Source organism: Streptomyces sp. AHU1 (genome assembly GCF_045343905.1).
GTDB lineage: Bacteria > Actinomycetota > Actinomycetes > Streptomycetales > Streptomycetaceae > Streptomyces > Streptomyces triticiradicis.
On the sequence record NZ_CP174283.1, the window covers coordinates 9,128,761 to 9,147,356 of the forward strand.

The following is an 18,596-nucleotide window of genomic DNA, read 5'->3' on the forward strand; positions in this document are numbered from 1 at the left end:
CTTCAGGGCACCATGGTCCGCTGACCATAGGGGGCATGGTGGGGAACAAGGAGACAGAGCAGGCTGCGATTACGCATGTGATGGCCTTGGAACGAGCCGCCGGCCGCGATCCGAAGGACGTACGTGTCTCGGGTCTCCCGTACGACGTCGAAAGTCTGCCTCGCCTGATCGAGGTGAAGGCCTTCAGCCGCACGGCGCGCAGCGAAGCGCTGCCGCTGGAGCACCGGCAGGTGGAGGCTGCCAGGGCGAACCCCGAGCACTACTACGTCTACGTGGTCGACAACCTTGCCAGCGCAGAAGAAGCCGAGGTCGGTGTGCGCATCCTGCATGGAGAGGCACTGTTGGCGATGATCGAGCGAACCCGGCCCCAGATCACGTACTGGCCCACGTTCAGGACAGCTGAGTACGACCAGGCGGAACGGCTGCAATGAGTGCTGCGGTACAGCAGCGGAGTACAGCACCCCTTGTGACCGCAGCCGACCGCCAACAGCTACCGATGGCTGACTGACCAGGGCGTAGGAACCCGATGACCTCGCAGCGGGGAGTTCGCATCGAGGGGGTCCAGGCAACGGGAAACACGGCGGCCGTGGACTTGTCTCCGGGCCGTCCGGACGCCAGTGCGGTCGCGACTGTCCCGTCAGGTCCGTCCTCGGCATCACTGTTCGAGCAGTTGGAGTAGTTGAGGCCAACTGCTTTCCCTGGAATTTTCGTTCGCCGCGCGGGTGCCACCGCCGTCGACCCCAAGAGGCAGGTAGGGGAAGCCTCCGATGCCGTGGCCGGCCTTCGGGTAGAGCAGGGCCTTGGCCTTACGGCCGGAGGCGTTGGGCTGCTGAGCGATCGATCGGGCGGAAGACAACGATCCCCACACCGAGTCGGCCCCACCCGCGACGGCCAGTACGGTCCCGCGGACGTGGTCGAGCGGAATGGGAACAAGGTTCAGGCTCTTGCCGCCCTTGGTCCAAGCTGCCTGTTTCCCGCAGCAGTTGATCGGATAGACACCGTTGGTGTTGCGGCTGGGCGCGTAGACCACTGCGTCGCGTACCAGGTCCGGGTAGTACTGGGCCATCAGCTGGGCTGCTTCGCTCCCGCGCGAGGCTCCGGCCACCATGAGGCGGCGGGGATCGGCCTGTGGCTGGGCACGAAGAAAACGGGCGGCACCGGCGATGTACTCCAAGGAGACGTCGGCCAAGTATTCGGGCCGTCCGGGACAGCCGAAGTAGCACAACGCCAGGGCCGGGTGACCACGGGAGGCGAGCAGCGCGGCCCTGAATAGGCTGACGGGGGTGACGCCTCCTTCCGAGCCTCCCAGCAGCAGCACCGGCGCGCGGCGCGGCGCGCCCGTCGGTGGCAGGAAGAGTTCTCCGCTCAGCCCGTCCTTGGTGTTCGTCAGCTCTTCGTGCCGAACAGTCCTGGCCTGGAAGGTGCGGGTGAGCATGCGCTGCGCGATCGTGCGGCCGCCGGAGGCAACCGCGACACGTATCTCGTAGAAGGGGTTGTGCTGCGGGTCGGTCAGCGCGATGGAGGTGGTGTCCGGATCCCCTGTGCCGGGCGTCATGGACCAGAACAGGCCCATGCCGTCAGCTCCCCGGTACGTGCCGGTCCTGGGCCGGGCGTGGTCCAGGTCTATGAGACCCTTCGCATCCGCGGTGAAGACGGCCCGCCCCGACCAGGCCATGCCGCGCGCATCGGTGACACGGGTGGTGACAGTTACCTGTTCGTTGGACGTGAGCCCCCTGATGCGCATGTGCACCGGCTCGTCCGCCAGTGCGTCGGACTTGTCCACCGTGATAATCGCCGTGCGGCTGTGCTTGCCACCCGGCGCGCCGCCCTCGGAGCAGCCCGCGCCGGCCGACACTGCAACTATCGCCACGCACGCTGCTAATTGCCTTCCCAATCGCTGCATAGATGCAGTGTGATCGCGTAACGCCTGCGCAGGAAGACGTGGTCAGAGGCTTGTGCCCTCTTTCTGACGGAAGCCGCCTGCTACTGCGGGAAGCCACGAGGAACAGCGGTCACCCACCAAGAAGACCCTCGGGTCATGACGCCGCCGCGTCTCTGCTTGCCGGTGGGGGATTCGTCTGCAGCCACGCTGCCCCCCGGTCCTGCTGGATCTCGTCGAGCACGGCCGGCGGCCGCGCATCAGGAGGCAGCCCTCGGGCTCCTGGCAAACGCGCTGGGCTACTTCCCGACCGCCGGCCACACCCGGGTGGACACCCCCTACGGCACCGACATCCCGCTCTGCCGCGCCGTAGCGCGCCTCGTCCGCGGCCGCCGCAGCGCTCTTCTCGTCCACGGGAAAGTCGGCAAGCGACTCCTGGCAGAGGCAGAGCTCCACTGGCAGATGACCATCGAGGAGACAGAACTCCAGCCTGACGGCACTCTGATCGCCCTTGCCGCACTCGAAGGAACACCCTTCGCAACACCGGCCGAGGCCGAGCTGCACAGCCCACGTTCCGAGCGACCTGCAGCAACCGCCGTGTGGATCGACGCGTTGACGACCGACGTCTCGGGCGCCGCATGCTTCCACCTCGGGCAAGCACTGTCCGATGTCCTCAGGGGTTCTGTCCTCTACCCAGCTGAGTGCGGCCGACGCGAGCACTGAACTCGTTGCCATGCCTCAGTGGCCGCACAACAACCGCACCAGATCGAGCGGGGAACAGCGGGGAATCATGGTGAAAGCAGCCGAGCCCAACAAGATCACGGTCCGGCTGTTTCCCCAGGTCAGCCCAGAACCGCCCCCAAATGCCCGCAGCTTCCCAAGGCGAGGGCGCGAGTTCACTTCTCGTCACCCGCTCCACGGCAAAGCTGCGTTAGGCCCGTTACCTCGCGGGTAACCTCCCGGCCGGGACAGCCAGGGGACCGGGAGAAACATGCGCGAAGAGGATCTGACTCCGGTCGAGCGGCGGGTCTGGGACGCGTTCTCACGGGGCGAGAAGCTGGATCTGTGCGTCAGTGATCCGGTGGACGATGATCCGGCGAACAGCGATGGCTGGGGGCCGAGCGTACGGTCAGGGGCGCTGCGCTGACGCTGCTGCTGCTCAACGGTGCTGTTGCCGAGCCGGGTCACGTGCCCGCGCTGCGTCTTGACGGTGCGCGCATCGAAGGATCGACGGAACTCGACTATGCCGAGATTCCGTAAGGAGCTCGAGGACGAGATGCTTGCTCTGGTTCATGAGGTGGCGCCCGAGCTCCTGGACCTGCTCGGTGTTGGACCGATCACCGCCACGCAGATCCTGGTCAGCTGGTCCCCTCCCGGACGGTTCCGGTCCGAGGCAGTCTTCGCGTCCTTCGCTGGCGTCTCGCCGATTCCCGCCTCCTCCGGGCTGACCAATCGCCACCGCCTCAAGCGAGCGATCTGTCGCCAGCTCTTCAAGATCCTTGAACGCTTCGATCGAGAGGCTGGGACGAACTTCGAGAATCTTGCTCAAGCGGCTTGACGCGATATAGCAGCCTCGGGGGGACCGTCGTGTGTGCGGGCGAGGCCGACCAGGACGCCGACTCCGCCGAGGTTGCCTTCCTCGCGCAAGGTGGTCCATGTGTGGCGGGTCGTCTTGGCGCTGTCCTCGATGCTGTTCGTCTGGTCCAGGCCAAGGCCCCGTTCGGCGTCCTCGATGACCCGTGGGTCGCTGGGATGCGGCACCGTGAACTGGACGTCGTCGAGTTTCTGTTCCTCCAGGTAGCGCTGGTGGCCAGCCATGTCCCGGCAAACCCCGGCTCATACCGTTTCTGCGACCTTCGACCACATCAACAGCCCACCGTGTACAAGGAACTTGTCGTGGTCGTCGCCATCGTTCTTTTGACCACCGCACTCGTGATCGTCGTCGCGCTGCCAGCCGCGGTCGGCGCGGGCAAACTCGCCCGTCTCAACGACGCCACCTACCACCCTCGACCACCGCCAAGAACGTCATGGTCAGGGTCTATCAGATGCCCATGACGCAGCATCGATCAGCGGTCGCCCGAAGCTGGAAGGGCTCAGTGGCGGCTTTCTGTGGGTAGGCAGTCGCCTGAGGTGAAGATTTGGGGCCATGCGCTGTTTCCTTGATAGGCGGCGATGACCCAGTGGGTGTAGTTCCATTGTTTGTTCGTGTTGTATTCGGCCAGCAGTCTGGGGCAGGCGGTCTTGCTGACGACGTCCTGGAAGTGGGATTGCTGGGCGCGGCCGCCAAGGGCGCCCGAGCCGTCGTGGGCCCACACGTACATCATCTTTTCGACTGGGTCGAAGCCGAGAGTGATGGCATCGTCGCGGTCGAAAGGCTCCAGACCGTATCCCTGGGTGAGGCGGGTGTTCCAGGCAGCTGTGATCGCCTTCAGTGTGCCGGAGGCGACGCGTATCTCGTCCTTGTTGCTGCTGGGGATCTCGGCGGTGGTCATGCCTTCGTCCGAGCCCTGGCGCCGTCCGGCTTCGTCCGTGTAGCAGCCGTCGGTGGCTTTGCCGAAGCCGAGGACGTTTGCCTCGTCCTGGCCGTCGTAGTCCTTCCAGTAGACGGAGAACCGGCCGTAGGGCCAGCTCGTCGGTGCGTCCTTGAGCCGCTGGGCCAGAGCGGTGCAGGCGGCCATTTCCCCCGCCCGGCGGAAGACTTCCTTGTAGTCGTCGGTCAGCGTAGAGATCGGGCCGCCAGTCACCATGACGGTTTGCGCCTGACGGTTGAACGTCACCGTCGGCGTCATGAAAGACATGTCTTTCGTGCCGAGCATGGACGTCACTTGACGGCCGATGGCGATCGCGGCCTCCTGTTCCGTCGTGCCGTCGGCCTTCCGGCTTGTGCTCCACTCGCCGGGGACGGGCTGGGTCTCGTCGTCCGATCGGGTAAAGGCGGGATCTGCCACGCCGGCCAGCGGGTCGGACGGGACGGGGACGGAGCGGGGGTCGGATACCGCCTGGCCGGTCACGTCCGTGCCGACGACGGGGGTGGAGGTCTGACCGGTTGCGGCACCGGAGGGATGAGTGCCCACGGCCGGCGCCGAAGCGGCGGTCGTGGAATGACCGGTGGCATGATCTGTGCTGTTACGGAAAGCCAGCGCGCCGCCCGCGCTCGCGCCAACGACGGCGGCTGCCACCACCACGGCCACAACGACCCGACGCCGCGAGGAGCTCTCACGGATCAAAGCAGCCGAGGTCCAGGAAGGGTCTTCCGGGATGGGTACAGACCACTGTGCCGTCACCGGTGTGCCGGCCAGTGTCGGGGTGTTGCCCGCCTCTGCCCCGGTGGCGGCGTTAAGGATCTGGGTGGGCTCGGCATCCAGCAGCCGTGCGCACGCATCAGCCGCCTCGTCGGCGTCCGGTCGCTCGGCAGGTTCCTTCGCCAGCGCCCGTTCCAGGATCTTCTTCAGCGCCTCGGGCACGCCGTCCAGGTCCGGCTGGCCGGATATGACCCGGTAGGCGACGGCTTCGGGGACGCCGCCTCCAAAGGGAGGACGCCCGGTGGCCGCATAGGCCACGAGCGCGCCCCAGCCGAAGATGTCTCCCTGCGCTGCGGTGACACCGCTGCGGTAGTGCTCGGGGCTGATCCAGCCGGGCGTGCCCGTCATTACCCCGGTGCGGGTGACGCTCGTGCCGTCGGCGGCATGGGCGATGCCGAAATCCAATAGGCGGGGGCCGGCTGCGGTGAGCAGCACATTCTGGGGTTTGACGTCTCGGTGGACGACACCGGCCGCGTGGATTGCTGCGAGGGCCTGCGCGGCGCCGGTGGCGAACACATGTAGGGTCGCGCCGGTCAGGGGGCCGTGGGCGGCCAGGTGTTCCGTCAAGGTCAGGCCCGCAGCGTAGGCGGTCGCCAGCCAGGGGGCGTCCGCATCGGGGTCGGCCGCCAGGAGCGGCAGCAGAAACGGGCCTCGCACCCGGGTAGAGAGCCGGACCTCGCGGCGGAACCGGGCCCGAAACTCCGGATCATCCGCATGCAGGGGATGGATCACCTTGACCGCGACCCGCTCCCCGCTGCCGTCGAGTCCCGCGTACACCGTGCCCATGCCGCCGGCACCAAGTCGGCCGACAATGCGGTAGGGACCGACACGGGACGGATCCCCGGGGCGGGCAGGCTGGATTCGCCCGCCCGAAGCGGCAACGCTCACGGCTTGTCCGATCGATCTGTCAGAGAGCAGGACAAGGGTGGATGCTATCCCGCCGCTGTTTTCTGGGCTCTGTTCTCGTTCTGCCGATCGTCAGTGGTTACGTCCGCTGGAGTGGTGCATCGACGGTCACTCCAGCGGACGTGGCCGACGAATATGGATGTATGCGAATAATCGTCAAATACGCGAAATAGGGGAGCCCAGGGCAGCACCTCACCCAAGTTGCTTCGGGACGAAGAGGTAGGGGGTTCAAATTCCGCCACCCCGACACAGGTCAGAGGCCCATTCGCTTGATCGCGAATAGGCCTCTGACCTGTGTACAGCAGTGGCATACAGTGACCGCCATGATCCGCCGATCGTCCTCGGTCGACGGATCTTCCGCTCGGGAGCGCACAGCCAAGTACCTGCTGGCGACACGACTGAAGCAGCCGCACGAGCGGACGGCAGCCCGGACCGAGGCGGCCGTGCCCACGCCGTGGACGGACCGGTCGCCCGAGCTTGTCGCCCGCCGACCGGGATGGCCCGGCAGGTCTGGGCGGTGGGAGCGGGCCGCCCCACCGTTTTTCAGGAGCTTTTAGCTCGCCTGGAAGGCCGGCATAGCGTGAGCGCGTTGCCGAAGAGGGAGACGTGTTGATCTACGAGTATCTTCCCGATGAATTCGTCCGGCTGGGGGTGGTCTCGAAAGCGACCGGGCTGGATCTCCGCGCGGTGGCCGCGCAGGTGCGGCTGGCTCAGGAGCATGCCGGCAGCGCACGGCTGGTCCCTCACGAGCCTTATAACCTGAGCGAACTACTCTCATCGCAGAGTTGTGGCGTCTTCAGTGGGAGCGGATCGCGGGTCTCATGAAGAGGGAAGGGATGACTGTGTATACGCTCGCTCGTGATGCACGCGCCCGCCGATACGAACCGCGGCGGCTGCAACGGCTGGTGAACGATGTGGCGGAGGCCGAGCGGTCGGGGGTCGGCGCTGTACAGATCGAGCGGCACCGGGTCTACCGGATCGATGCCCGGCCCGTTGCCGGCTCGTCTGCGCACGTGCCGGCCCTCACACTCCATCTGATGGCGGCGTCACCTGACGGTGCGGCCGAGAAGGCTCAGGCGGTCCACGGACGAGACGGCGGCCTCTACCAGCGTGGCGGATACCGGATCACCTCCGTCGAACAAGCCCTTCCCGAAGCCGGCGAACTTTTCTGATCGAGCCGAACCGGTCTCTTCTGGCAGGGGGCGCTACAGCACCATCGGGGACACCTCCTACGATGCCCTGACTGCGGCGCACGTCAGATGCGTCGAGGGGGGAAAGGATCCAGTTCATGGTGAACGGACGTGGTCTGCGCGGAGGCTGGCGGACAGGGGCGCTTCTGGTCGCCGCCGTCATGAGCGCTCCGCTGCTGTCGGCCGCGCCTGCGGCGGCCGTGCACGGTGCGGTGCCCGGTGACTTCAACGGCGACGGCTACCGCGACGCCGTGCTGCCCGCGCCGGGGGCGAACATCGCCGGTAAGCTGGGAGCCGGTGCCGTGGTCGTTCTCTACGGATCGAAGACGGGACTGTCGACGTCCCGGCGGGCGACCATCACGCAGAACACCGCAGGCGTGCCGGGCACGGCCGAGTCGAACGACGGGTTCGGTGCTGCCATGGCGACGGCCGACCTGAACCGGGACGGTTACGCGGACTTGGTGGTCTCCGCGCCGTACGAGGACACCACACGGGGCGAGGACGCCGGCACGATGACAGTCCTGTGGGGCAGCAAGTCCGGGCTGACGTCCGGCACCGACCTGCCGGCGACCACCGCCGGCAGGTACTACGGCCTCGACGTGGCAGCGCTCAGTGCCGGCCCGGGCGTGCGGACCGAGGTGCTCGTGGCCGGGTATGAGGGGGCGATGCGCTTTCGGGGGCCGTTCAGCCGCAGCGGCACCTACGGCTCGGCCGATGAAAACCGTGACACCGCATCCGTCGGAAGCGTCACGCTGGGCGACTTCACCCACAGCGGCATCCCCGACGAGGTAGTCCTCACCGTCCGGCTGAGCGACATCAGCGGTGGCGAGGTGTACATCAACCCCGTCTACGGCGGCGCACAGCAGATGGGCAACGGGCTGATCGCGGCCACCGGGGACGTCAACGGCGACGGATACACCGATCTCGTGGTCGCAGACCCCGACGAGCCGGACCACGCCGGAGCCGACGGCACGCTCGGCGGCCGGGTACTCCTGTGGTACGGCTCGGCACACGGCATCGCACGGGACGCGAAACCCGTGCAACTCACCCAGAACACCCCCGGTGTCCCCGGCGTGAGCGAGAAGGCGGACAACTTCGGCGGCGCCCTCGCGGTGGCCGACCTCAACCGTGACGGGCTGGCGGACATCGTGGTCGGCTCGCCGCTGGAGGACACCGGCAAGAGAAACGCCGGGCAGGTGACCGTCATCCCTGGCCGCAGAGCCGGGGCCCTGGGCGCCGGCTCCTACGCCTTCACCCAGAACACCGCCGGAATCCCAGGAGCTGACGAAGCCGAAGACTCCTTCGGCACCACCGTGGCCGTCGGCGACATCAACAACGACGGCAAACCGGAACTCTTCATCGGCGCCGCAGAAGAGAACAACGCCACCGGCGCCGTCTGGGTGCTCCCGGGCGGCACCGACGGTCCCACCGCCAAGGGCAGCAGCATCATCACCGCCCCGTCCGTCGGCTTCCCGCAAAAGGACAGCACCCTCCTCGGCGGCAACGGACTCCTCGGAGTCATCTGAACGAAAGGCGACCACGCCGCAAGACCCTGGCCTTACACACCGGGTTCCAGCATGGGCCGCGGGCGGCGCCCTGGCGGGGGAGGGCGGTAGCCGGTGAAGGAGGTGAGGCGCTCGCAGACCCCGCCGAATTCGAGCAGCGCGCCCCCATTCCTTTCCAGGGCAGAGAAGAACCGCTTGGCCCGGGGGACTGGTGGGTGATCTGTCAGGTACAGCCGGGGCTGTCGGCCAGGGCCCGGCAGAGCATGCGTCGCCCGAGGCCCTGGCAGTGGTGGTCGAGGCTGATGGAGATCTTGGGACCATCCCCGCAGGCGCGGGGGAACAGCAGCCGCTGCTCCGCCAGGTGCCACGCCCAAGGGTGTCGGTCAGGCCGGGGACGATCTAGGAGATTTCAGTGAGTGTAAGCGGAGCTCAGGCAGCGGCCTTCTTCCGTGACGTCGCTCGTACTCGTACCGTCTGGTGGGTTCGAAACGACGAAGGCTGCCTGGTCCCTGTCGCTGCTTCTGGGCACGAGGCTTTCCCCTATTGGTCGACGAAGGCCCGTGCCCAGCGCGCCGTGGAGCTGTGGGGTCCTGATTTTCGAGCTGTTTCAATGCCGCTGGATCAATGGCGAAACGCGGCTCTGCCGGACCTGGACAAGGAAGACCTCCGAGTAGGAATTAACTGGAGCGGACCGCGCCTGACTGGATGGGACTTCACTGTCGGTGAAGTGGTCAATCGTCTCAACCACGCTCTTGGCGAGCCGCCGTACGGCCAGTGGATGTCGAGGGGGCCGGCTTAGCGCACGGGGATGTCCCCGATGAAGAGCACGTCACCGGCCCACACTACGTTGGTGTCCGGGATGTGCACGATCAGGTCGCCAGCGGTGCGGGCGAGCCCGGCCTCGATCAACTCGACGGCCGTGGAGCTGGGATCTCTATAAGAGCTGCTATTGGAATGACTTCTTACGGAGCGCAGTTGCCGGACGTGACGGGTCAGGGCCGGTTCATGGACTGGAGCGGGCAGTGGGCCATTGCTGGAGTTCGCGGTGATGCGGGGGTTGAGGAGGACGATGGTGCCAGCGCCCTCCTCGGCGGGCTGGACGGCGGCGGCCGCCTGCGCGATGCCGATCTGGGGAGCAGCGATGCCCATACCCTTGGCGAAGGGTGAACCGTTCCGGGTTCGGTAGAGATCTCAGATGTTGGTTTTGACCTGGGGTTTCGTGATTGCGAGGTAATGGTTGTTCTCGTATTCGACCGGCGGGACGTGGCCTATCTCACCGTGGAGTCGCCGGTGGTTGTACCAGTCGACGTACTCGTCGGTGGCGAGTACGACGTCGGGCAGCGTCTTCCACGGCCGCTGGGGCTTGATCAACTCGGTCTTGAACAGGCCGATCATGCTCTCCATCAGGGCGTTGCCGTAGGCGTCGCCGACCGATCCGATCGAGGCGGCGATGCCGGCGGCGTCCAGATGCTCGGCGAGCCGGAAACTCGTGTACTGCGACCCGGCATCCGAGTGATGTATCAACTCGCCGGGCCGGGCCGGGTGTTGGTCGCGGTCGCGTTGCCAGAGCGTCATCTCCGGGGCGTCGAGCACGAAGACCGTCTCCTTCACGGTGGCCGCGGACCAGCCGACGATCCGGCGGGAGAAGGTGTCCACGACGAAGGCGACGTGGACGACACCCGTCCAGGTCTTCACGTGGGTGAAGTCCGCGACCCGGAACCGGTTCGGGGCGCCGGCGACGAAGTTGCGGTCGACGAGGTCCGGGGCCCGCTCGGCCTGCCCGCCGGGCAGCGTGGTGATCACACGTCGGCCGCGGACGGCGCCGGTGATGCCGAGCTCGCGCATCAGACGTTCGACGGTGCGGCGGGCCACTGCGTGGCCCTGCCGGTTCAGCTCCCGCCAGATCTTCCTCGCTCCGTAGACACGGTGGTTGGCCTCGAAGACCTCGCTGATGCGCTCCTTCAACCCGGCGTCCCGCACGGTCCTGGTGGACGGCGTGACCTGGCGTTTGTGGTGGGCGTAATAGGTGGAGGGTGCGATCCTGCAGTCGTGGTCGGTGAGGACCCGGCAGATCGGCTCGACGCCGCCGAAGCGGTTCTTGTACTCGTCGATGAACGCTACGGGCGTGTGTGTGGCCGGTCGAGCTCGGCTGCGAAGAAAGACGCCGCGGCCTTGAGGATCTCGTTCGCCCGCTTCAGCTCGGCGATCTCCTTCTTCATCGCCTTGACCTGCGCGGATTCCTCCGTCGTCATGCCAGGGCGGGTCCCGGCGTCGATCTGGTCCTGCCGCACCCACTTGCGCAGCGTCTCGGCCGTGCCGATGCCCAGTTTCTGGGCGACCGCTTTCATCGCGGCCCACTCGGTGTCGTAGTCGGGCCGCACCTCGGCGACCATCCGCACCGCACGACGGCGCAGCTCAAGCGGGTACTGGGAAGGACGTGCCATGACTCGACCCTCTCAAACGATCGAGTCCCTACCGAACCCGGAACGGTTCAGAATGACGCGAGCCTGACCGCTGCCTCGTAGGAGGTGGCGGTCTTGTCGTACCTGGTGGCGATGCCGCGGAAGCTCTTGAATTGGTTGAAGCAGCGTTCGACGATGTTGCGCCGGCGGTAGATCTGCCGGTCGAACACCGGAGGCCGGCCGCCGCGACGGCCCCGGTTGTGGCGGTGTCGCTGCTGGTCGCGCTTCTCGAGGATGGTGTTCGCGATGCCGCGTCGGCGGAGGTGGGCGCGGAAGCCGCGGGAGCTGTAGGCCTTGTCGGCGACGACCTGGTCGGGCCTGCGGCGGGGGCGGCCGAGGCCGGTGCGCGGGACGCGGATGCGCTCGAGGAGGGGGCGTGCGCAGATGCCGTCGTTGCGCCGGCCGGGTGTCAGCAGGATCGCGAGGGGGCGTCCGCGGCCGTCGCAGGACAGGTGGATCTTCGTGGTCAGTCCGCCTCGGGATCGGCCGAGGGCGTGATCATCCGGTTCGTCCGGCCGGTGAGTCCTCCTTTTCGGCCGGTCGCGGCGGCGTGCTGGTGGGCGCGGACGATGGTGGAGTCGATCTGGACGAGCCAGTCGATGTCGCCGGCCGCGTCCGCACGTGCCTGGACCTGCTGCAGTGCCCGGGTGAACACGCCGTTCAGGGCGTAGCGACGGAAGCGGGTGCAGACCGTTTTCCACGGTCCGTATCGTTCCGGCAGGTCGCGCCGGGAGATCCCGGTCCGGATCTTGTAGACCATCCCGTTGACGACCTGCCGGTCCGACACACGGGGCCGGCCGGTGACGGCCCTCGGTATCAGTGGAGCGAGTAACTCCCACTCCTGATCGGTGAGTTCATGACGGCGTATCACCCCACCATGATCCACTACCCGATGATCTTTGAAGACGGACCCTAGTACATCGAGGGCCCTGCCGGCATCGAGCCTGGTCGTTGGCTCGGTTCCACGCGGCCGGTGGGAACGCCAGCGAGTTCCGGCCGTCGCCCGACCAAGAAGCCGCCGAAGCGCGACTGGCGGAAGCCGTCCGCTGGCCAGGTCATGGAACATGCTCGGTGATCAGTGAGAACGAGTCCCGGTCTACGACTGTTGAGGCTCGCGCAGGCAACCTCGCGCATGTCGCAACCATGCGGCGCAAGAAAAGGGGCGGAGACCTGATACCGCGGGTATGAGATAGCACAGGTGAACGCCTGCTTGAAGAACCTCTTTTGGACAGGCGTTGCCGTCGCCCGGCCTGGCGCTTGGTGCTGTCCAGAGCCGTTGCTTGCTTCCCGGCATCCGTGACCGCGGGCCTCCTGAGGCTGGCCTGTGGCTCCTGCCGGGGTTCATGAGGCAGCAGTGGTAAGGGAGATGGTCAGTCCCACCAGCGAAGGTTGCAATAAGACGGCTGGCTTTATGCGCTCTTGAGGTCAGCTGATCACCTGTCAGTGATGCGACAATCAGCGGTATCGCAGATTGGGGGACGGATGGCCACGCCGAGCAGAGGAAGCCCTGCGATACAGCGTCTGCAGTTGCGCGGAGAACTGCGAAGAGCCAGGAGCGAGGCCAATCTGACGCAGCGGCAGGTAGCCGCACGTATGGAATGGTCACCGAGCAAGCTGCTGCGGATCGAAGCCGGCGAAGTCGGTATCTCCGTCAATGACCTACGCTCGCTCCTAGGGCTTTACGGGCTGCCCCCACAAGACGTCGAGCGGCTGCTTGACTTGGCCCGGGGCAGCAGGAAGATGCCGTTCACCGAGTACAAGGACATCTACGGCAAGGAGTTCTTGGACTTTCTGGCGATGGAGTCTTCTGCCTTCGTGACTCGCAGCTTCCAGCCCCTGGTCATGCCCGGCCTGCTCCAGACCGAGGAGTACGCGCTGGAGATCATCCGCGCCTACACTCCCGACCGGTTCTCCGAACAGCAGCACCAGCGAATGGTTGAGGCGCGCATGCTGCGCCAGGAGACCCTCGAGCGTGACCATGCGGAGGTCTTCTTCATCCTGGATGAGTCCGTGATCCGACGGCAGGTCGGTGGACCGGGAGTGATGCGTGCCCAGCTGCGCAGACTGGCAGAGTTGGCGGCTCATCCACGACGCCAGATCATGATCTTCCCGTTCAGCCGGGGCGCCCATGCCGCGTCCCAGGGACCCTTCACCCTGTTCGAGTTCGAAGAAGACATGCCGCCCTTCCTGTACCTGGAGAATCTGCGGGGGACGGCCCTCGTCAGCACGGCGGCGGAGGACGTCATCGGCTACACGGCACTCTTCTGGAAATTGGAGGAGCAGTCGATCAAGGGCGATCGGGTTCCGCAGGTGTTGTTGCAGATCGCTGAGCGAATGGGGACGGATCCTCCTGACCTTCAGGATCTGTCCAACGCCGCCTCCTGAGCGGGGTCCGGCGCCGTCGGCTTGTTCCCCGGAGCATCGGCATTCGCCAGGGCGCAGCCACAAGATGCTCGCCCAACGAGGTGGGGCGCATAGAAGCACGTGGGGTCGCATGGTGGTACGCCCCTTACACATGACTGTGGCTCCGCGAAGGCGAAGCCACAGAGGGAGCGGGCCCGCTGCAACGGTTGCGCCCCCTGCTGATCGCCCGGGCCACCGGAGACCAGCGTATTCGCCACGGTTGCGCATCCGTACCGACTTAGCAATCACCCCTGGTGAAGGCGTCGAGCAATGTGATGGCGCAACCGCTACTAGTTAGGTGTTCTCCGGAAGGGTGCCGGATAAACCATCAATCTGCTACCTAGCGTGTGGCCGGATCGCAATCGGTTGAGCGTCGAAATGATGTACCTATCTGCGGTTTCCGGTGCGGCTTCTCTCGTTCCGCGTCAAGGTCGCCCTGCGTGCCTGATGAATGATCACGTTACTGGCAGGGAATTTGCCTTGCAGACAGCCTGTCGTCTGCAAACGGCATGGCAGTTGGCACAGCCAAGTCCCGGGCCATCTGGAGTGAAACATGTCCGACACCGAGCCCTCGGCCGATCCGCCGAGGGACCCGTCCCAGCACGTTCCCGCGCTGCCCCGAGCAAATGCCGTGGCTGCGGTCATCGTGGCCATCGCCTCACTCGGCGCAGCCATCACGATCCTGATTCTGGTCCCCGACGACTCCGGCAAAGCGGCTGCCGGAGCCGTCGCGACCGCAGGTTTGACCCTCGCCGGACGGCTGGGCAGTCCAGCCCGTTGAACCATGCGGCACGGATTGCCCAGTTGAAGATTCATCAATTGCATCGCGACGCCCGCGCGCGACAGCAGGGAACATCTCCCTTCTACTCGCGCGCGGTTGCCGCATCCCTCATACCCGAGGCGAGGAACAAGCGCCACGAGCGCTGACTGAATGCCAGCATGCTGGTCGTAGCATCCTTGGAGTCTCGCACCAGGACGCCGCTGGAGCCCGTCCAGGCGACCTCTACGCATTGGTTTCCCGCGGCATCACTGAAAGATGACCTATGCCACGACCACACGTCGTTCATTCACGCCTGTCTTTCTCAACCTGCGCACTGCAGGCACGGCAGGACCCCAAGGCGCGCCAAAATAAACCAGCGCGCCTGCTTGTTATGGTGGATCAGACTACAAGGTCCGCCTCATACTTCTCAACGAGCGCGCCGTGCCAGGGATGCGTGTGCTGTCGCTCTGTCACCCCGGGGCGGCCCAGGCTAGTTCCCCTTCGCGATGCACACGTGGCAATTGCCGAAACCCTGCAAGCCGCACATCGTCCGAGACGGGCCGTCGTGCCGTCACGCGGAGGCGAACCTCGCAGGGAAGCGGATCTGCTCCACGGTTGTAGGGCATCCGAACCGGCTTGTTCTGCGGGGTGGGGGGAAGGGCGGCGCTGTCCCCGGTCTCATCCAAAAGAGTTCCGCGAGGACGTCGTGCGGGCCGTGAGCAACGCGCCCAGAGGCTGGGCGCCGCTCTCTTGGGCCGCTTGCCAGCTCTTCACCAAAGCGTGAAGGTGTTGAAGCGGCCAGCGCGACGTGCCGTCGCGGTCTTTCCTGGCGTGTGCCGGCTCGGCCAGCGTGTCGGCCCCGCAGCAGAAGACTACGACACCGGCGAGCGCGAGAGTGTCCGGCAGTTCCGGGCCGACGAATCCGGTGAGGCGGTATCGGTGTTGCGGATCTCTTGGAGATGAGCAGTTCTTGAGTGCCGACCAGGGAGCTGCTCAGTTTTAGTACTCCAGCAGCGGTTCGTGTCCTGAGCTGCGTTTTCGGTAATGGCAGCTGCGGGCGATGGCTTGGCGGCGTCTTCTTCAGGCCGACCACTTCAGTGCGTGAGTGACGGGATCGCGATCGGCTCGTGGGTGGGGCAGGAGAGCATCCAGGAGTCGCCGGATCTCTGCCACGGTGAGCGGGACGAGGGCTGATCCGTTTCTGCAACCCCCTTTGCCTCGCCACTGGCCTGGGCGGCGAGTGCGGCCAGAACAGCATGGGCGAGCATGGCCAGGGTGATGTGCCGGTACCAGCCGACATAGCGGCGGACCTCGTACTCGTCCAGGCCGCATTCGTTCTTCGCGGCCTGGAAGCATTCCTCGATCGCCCAGCGGGAGCCGGCCACCTGGGCCAGCCCGGCGATCTCAACGCTGACAGGTGCATAGGCGAGGTAGTAGGCGAGCTCGCCGGGGTCGGAGATGCTGCGGCGGGCCATGACCCAGCGGTGATGGGTGGGCGGGTCGGGATCGAAGACGAGGTTGGCGGGCAGTTTGGCTGCGGCCCAGTCGTAGACGCGCGGGCCTTTCGCCCCGTCGCCGCAGGACAGCCGCTGCCAGGCGTCATCAGGCGCTTCGTCGATGAGCTCATCGATGCGCCAGATGCCGGCCAGGGACTTGATCTGCTGGGACTTGGGCACCGCCACCACATAGCCGAGGCCGAGTTGTTCGAGCAGGCGGCGAAAGTGCCAGTCTTGCCCGTAAGCCTCGTCCGCAGTGACCCAGGCGGCGGGCAGACCTGCGGCGAGGCAGCGACGGACGATGTTCCGGGCCAGCTCTCCCTTGGTCGCAAAAACCCCGTTCGTCAGGGATCTTCGCCGCCCGGCAGCGGTCACGATCGGACGTCCAGGCTTTCGGCAGGTAGAGGTCCCGGTCGACCAGGGCCCGGCCCGAGCCGGTGGCGTAGGCGGCGAACACGCCGATCTGACAGTTGTCGATCTTCCCTGAGGTTCCGGTGTACTGCCGGCCCACCCCGACTGAGGTGATGCCCTTCTTGATGAACCCGGTGTCGTCGATGATCAGCACACCGTCCGGTCCGAGCTGTTCAACCACATAGTCACGGACGTCGTCACGCAGGTTGTCCGCGTCCCAGACACTGCTGTTCAGCAGTCGCTGGAAGCCGTCTGGTGTGCGGTGACCTGCCCATTCCGCGAGTTGCCAGCCGTTCCTGCGTGACGCCCGTCCCAGCAGGCCCCGGACATAGTCCCGCATCCGCCACCGCAGATCCGCCCGCGCGAACCGGCTCGCCACTCGAGCGAACACCGACTCCAACTCATCAGCCCAGTCAGCGACTTCAGTCATACCCTCCATGCCAGGACAACGACAACTGCCAGCTCAGGACACGAACCGCTGCTGGAGTATTAGGTCGTGTCCGATGGGTCGTGGAATCGCTTGGGCGTACAAGAAGCGGTGCAGCGATGATGTGCGGGTGTTCTACGAAGATCTCAGCGAGTACGCCTACCAGGACGAGGATGCGTTCACGGACAGGGCGTCAGGTTTCTACGCGCTCTGGTACCGCCCGGCGTACACCCGCCTGAACATCGGGTGGCTGGAAGTCGGCAAGCCGTACTCGACGGGGGCGGTCCCCATGATGTTCGTGGAGAAGCTGAAGGCTGTTCAGGAGGTCCAATGGGTGAACGTCTGCCTCGGGGTGCACGAGTGCGACCTGTGTCCTGAGGATGGGGCACCGGAAGGAAACGGGGAGGTACGGATTCCGGGCGAGCCTGGCCTCGCTTACGCCGCTCCGTTCCTGATCACGCACTACGTCACCGCCCACGGCTACCGGCCGCCGCAAGCCTTCATGGACGCCGTTCTCGCTGTCGACCTCGACGTATGGGCCGCCACACGCTGGCCAGAAGTCCCCTTTCCCTGGGTTCCGGATGATGTGGAACGCATCCTGGAGTAGCGGCGAGCGAGACTTATGTACGCAGCCAGAACCGTATCGAGGCGACGGCGACCGTCACAGCCTAACTGATGGTTTCGGAATGAGGTTCGAAGTCGCCTCAAGCAGATGATGCTGCAGGCAAGTTGGAGCAGTGCGAGGTGGAGGTCGGCGCGTATCTCGTAGCGGATCCGCAGTCGCTTGAACCGGTGGAGCCAGGCGAAGGTCCGCTCGACGACCCAGCGGGTCTTGCCCAGTCCGGAACCGTGGGCCGTGCCCCTGCGGGCGATCCTCGGTGTGATGCCACGAGCCCGCAGGAGACGGCGGTACTTGTCGTGGTCGTAGCCGCGGTCGGCGAACAGCCGGCGTGGCCGTCTGCGAGGCCTGCCGCAGACTCCACGGATACCGGGTATCGCGTCCAGCAGGGGCATCAACCGCGTGACGTCGTGACGGTTTCCGCTGGTCAGCGCCACGGCGATCGGAGTGCCATGCCGGCCTACGATCGCGTGGTGCTTGCTGCCGGGCCGGGCCCGGTCGGTCGGCGAAGGTCCAGTGTGAGCCCCCCTTCCAGCGACCGGACGTGTGAGCTGTCGATCGCAGCGTCGTCCATGTCCAGCAGCCCGGCGGCCCGCAACTCGGCCGGCAGCACCTCGCGCAACCGCGGCCAGACGCCCGCTTCGGTCCAGTCCCGCAGACGACGCCGGGCCGTCACGCCGCTGCAGCCGACCTGCTCCGCCAAAACGTCCCGCCGGCTCACGCTCTTGCACAGCACGTAAACAATGCCCCGCAGTGCAGCCCGGTCGTCCGCAGGCAACCGCCCGGGATACCGATGCCGCCCGGGCGGACGAGGAGGCAACAACGGAGCCACCCGTTCCCACAGGTCATCGGGCACAAGGTCGGCGGACACCCATCAGATCCTGCCGACACGACACCCAACTGCCAAGCCTCACAACAAACTTCATTCTGAAACGATCAGTAAGACCGCGGTGGCGCAGCGCGTGGAGCTCCTGACTTCTCTGGCTGTCACGACCTCCCCGCACCGCCTGAACGGCTACATCATCGCGAGAATCCAGGCGGGGGAGGCTTGCGGCGTATCCGGCTGTGCGGACCCTGGACGGGCGGGCTACTGAACTTGATTGGGTGATGTTAGGTGGCGTGGGTTATCGGTCACCTGCGCCGGTGATCGCCGACCCGCATAGGCTGGCTCTCGGTGTGCATACTGTGACTGGCAGAGGGGCCGTCGTTCGACCGAACGGCGATGGGTGGGGGATA

The 18,596-nt window shown here is 66.1% G+C and carries 18 protein-coding genes and 2 pseudogenes; 11 read left to right on the plus strand and 9 right to left on the minus strand.

The genetic code is table 11. The features are described from left to right. Positions 1-35 precede the first annotated feature (35 nt). Positions 36-431 (plus strand): DUF3883 domain-containing protein, encoded by a 396-nt coding sequence (locus tag ACICHK_RS40240; RefSeq protein ID WP_406840929.1) that lies wholly within the window; start codon positions 36-38, stop codon positions 429-431. A 224-nt stretch (positions 432-655) separates the two neighbouring features. Here the strand turns inward: ACICHK_RS40240 and ACICHK_RS40245 are convergent, their stop codons facing one another. Next, positions 656-1,903, minus strand: a complete 1,248-nt coding sequence (locus tag ACICHK_RS40245; RefSeq protein ID WP_406840930.1) for an acyl-CoA thioesterase/BAAT N-terminal domain-containing protein — start codon at positions 1,901-1,903, stop codon at positions 656-658. Between the two features lie 135 nt (positions 1,904-2,038). On the opposite strand from ACICHK_RS40245, the gene ACICHK_RS40250 reads away from it, so the two are divergent. From ACICHK_RS40250 to ACICHK_RS40260, 3 genes are all read left to right on the plus strand, one after another. Beyond that, positions 2,039-2,602 carry a hypothetical protein gene (locus ACICHK_RS40250; protein WP_406840932.1) on the plus strand — a complete coding sequence of 188 codons (564 nt, stop codon included), beginning with the start codon at positions 2,039-2,041 and terminating at the stop codon, positions 2,600-2,602. A gap of 268 nt (positions 2,603-2,870) precedes the next feature. Next, positions 2,871-3,026 (plus strand): hypothetical protein, encoded by a 156-nt coding sequence (locus ACICHK_RS40255; protein ID WP_406840934.1) that lies wholly within the window; start codon positions 2,871-2,873, stop codon positions 3,024-3,026. A gap of 129 nt (positions 3,027-3,155) precedes the next feature. After that, entirely contained in the window at positions 3,156-3,437 is a 282-nt protein-coding gene (locus ACICHK_RS40260) for a transposase (RefSeq protein WP_406840936.1), read from the plus strand. Here ACICHK_RS40260 and ACICHK_RS40265 read toward each other — a convergent pair. After that, entirely contained in the window at positions 3,425-3,697 is a 273-nt protein-coding gene (locus ACICHK_RS40265) for a hypothetical protein (protein WP_406840938.1), read from the minus strand. The genes ACICHK_RS40260 and ACICHK_RS40265 overlap by 13 nt on opposite strands. A 275-nt stretch (positions 3,698-3,972) precedes the next feature. Then, the gene (locus tag ACICHK_RS40270) at positions 3,973-6,069 is read right to left on the minus strand and encodes a serine/threonine protein kinase (RefSeq protein WP_406840940.1); all 2,097 of its coding nucleotides are present in this window, start codon (positions 6,067-6,069) and stop codon (positions 3,973-3,975) included. 624 nt (positions 6,070-6,693) lie between these two features. Here ACICHK_RS40270 and ACICHK_RS40275 point away from each other — a divergent pair. From ACICHK_RS40275 to ACICHK_RS40290, 4 genes are all read left to right on the plus strand, one after another. After that, a complete protein-coding gene (locus ACICHK_RS40275; protein WP_406840941.1) occupies positions 6,694-6,912 on the plus strand; it encodes a hypothetical protein in 219 nt (72 codons plus the stop codon). Positions 6,913-6,929: 17 nt separating this feature from the next. Beyond that, positions 6,930-7,259 (plus strand): hypothetical protein, encoded by a 330-nt coding sequence (locus ACICHK_RS40280; RefSeq protein WP_406840943.1) that lies wholly within the window; start codon positions 6,930-6,932, stop codon positions 7,257-7,259. A 116-nt stretch (positions 7,260-7,375) separates the two neighbouring features. After that, positions 7,376-8,803, plus strand: a complete 1,428-nt coding sequence (locus tag ACICHK_RS40285; protein WP_406840944.1) for a VCBS repeat-containing protein — start codon at positions 7,376-7,378, stop codon at positions 8,801-8,803. A 391-nt stretch (positions 8,804-9,194) separates the two neighbouring features. Continuing rightward, on the plus strand, positions 9,195-9,581 hold the full coding sequence (locus ACICHK_RS40290) for a DUF2750 domain-containing protein (RefSeq protein ID WP_406840945.1): 387 nt from the start codon (positions 9,195-9,197) through the stop codon (positions 9,579-9,581). On the opposite strand, the gene ACICHK_RS40295 is transcribed toward ACICHK_RS40290, so the two are convergent. From ACICHK_RS40295 to ACICHK_RS40305, 3 genes are all read right to left on the minus strand, one after another. Next, positions 9,578-9,931: a hypothetical protein gene (locus tag ACICHK_RS40295; protein ID WP_406840947.1), complete on the minus strand. Its 354-nt coding sequence runs from the start codon at positions 9,929-9,931 to the stop codon at positions 9,578-9,580. The two genes, ACICHK_RS40290 and ACICHK_RS40295, sit on opposite strands and share 4 nt — an antisense overlap. A 42-nt stretch (positions 9,932-9,973) precedes the next feature. Continuing rightward, positions 9,974-11,226 (minus strand): IS3 family transposase gene (locus ACICHK_RS40300; protein WP_406840949.1). Its coding sequence is split into 2 segments (ribosomal slippage): positions 9,974-10,944 and positions 10,944-11,226, totalling 1,254 coding nucleotides; the frame shifts between segments, so codons are not numbered across the junction. Between the two features lie 47 nt (positions 11,227-11,273). Further along, positions 11,274-12,115, minus strand: a protein-coding gene (locus tag ACICHK_RS40305) for an IS5 family transposase (RefSeq protein WP_406840950.1) whose coding sequence is annotated in 2 segments (ribosomal slippage) — positions 11,274-11,756 and positions 11,759-12,115 — 840 coding nt in all. Because the reading frame shifts where the segments join, the coding sequence is not laid out codon by codon here. Between the two features lie 611 nt (positions 12,116-12,726). Here ACICHK_RS40305 and ACICHK_RS40310 point away from each other — a divergent pair. Both ACICHK_RS40310 and ACICHK_RS40315 read left to right on the plus strand, forming a co-directional pair. Further along, entirely contained in the window at positions 12,727-13,629 is a 903-nt protein-coding gene (locus tag ACICHK_RS40310; RefSeq protein ID WP_406840952.1) for a helix-turn-helix domain-containing protein, read from the plus strand. A 571-nt stretch (positions 13,630-14,200) separates the two neighbouring features. After that, positions 14,201-14,428 (plus strand): hypothetical protein, encoded by a 228-nt coding sequence (locus ACICHK_RS40315; protein WP_406840954.1) that lies wholly within the window; start codon positions 14,201-14,203, stop codon positions 14,426-14,428. An 82-nt stretch (positions 14,429-14,510) separates the two neighbouring features. On the opposite strand, the gene ACICHK_RS40320 is transcribed toward ACICHK_RS40315, so the two are convergent. Both ACICHK_RS40320 and ACICHK_RS40325 read right to left on the minus strand, forming a co-directional pair. Continuing rightward, on the minus strand, positions 14,511-14,714 hold the full coding sequence (locus tag ACICHK_RS40320) for a DUF397 domain-containing protein (RefSeq protein WP_406840956.1): 204 nt from the start codon (positions 14,712-14,714) through the stop codon (positions 14,511-14,513). 787 nt (positions 14,715-15,501) lie between these two features. After that, a pseudogene (locus ACICHK_RS40325) lies at positions 15,502-16,744 on the minus strand (IS701 family transposase). 127 nt (positions 16,745-16,871) lie between these two features. Here ACICHK_RS40325 and ACICHK_RS40330 point away from each other — a divergent pair. Further along, entirely contained in the window at positions 16,872-17,348 is a 477-nt protein-coding gene (locus ACICHK_RS40330) for a hypothetical protein (protein WP_406840957.1), read from the plus strand. 86 nt (positions 17,349-17,434) lie between these two features. On the opposite strand, the pseudogene ACICHK_RS40335 reads toward ACICHK_RS40330, so the two are convergent. After that, positions 17,435-18,231 (minus strand): annotated as a pseudogene (locus ACICHK_RS40335) (IS5 family transposase); the annotation flags it as partial. Positions 18,232-18,596: the final 365 nt, after the last annotated feature.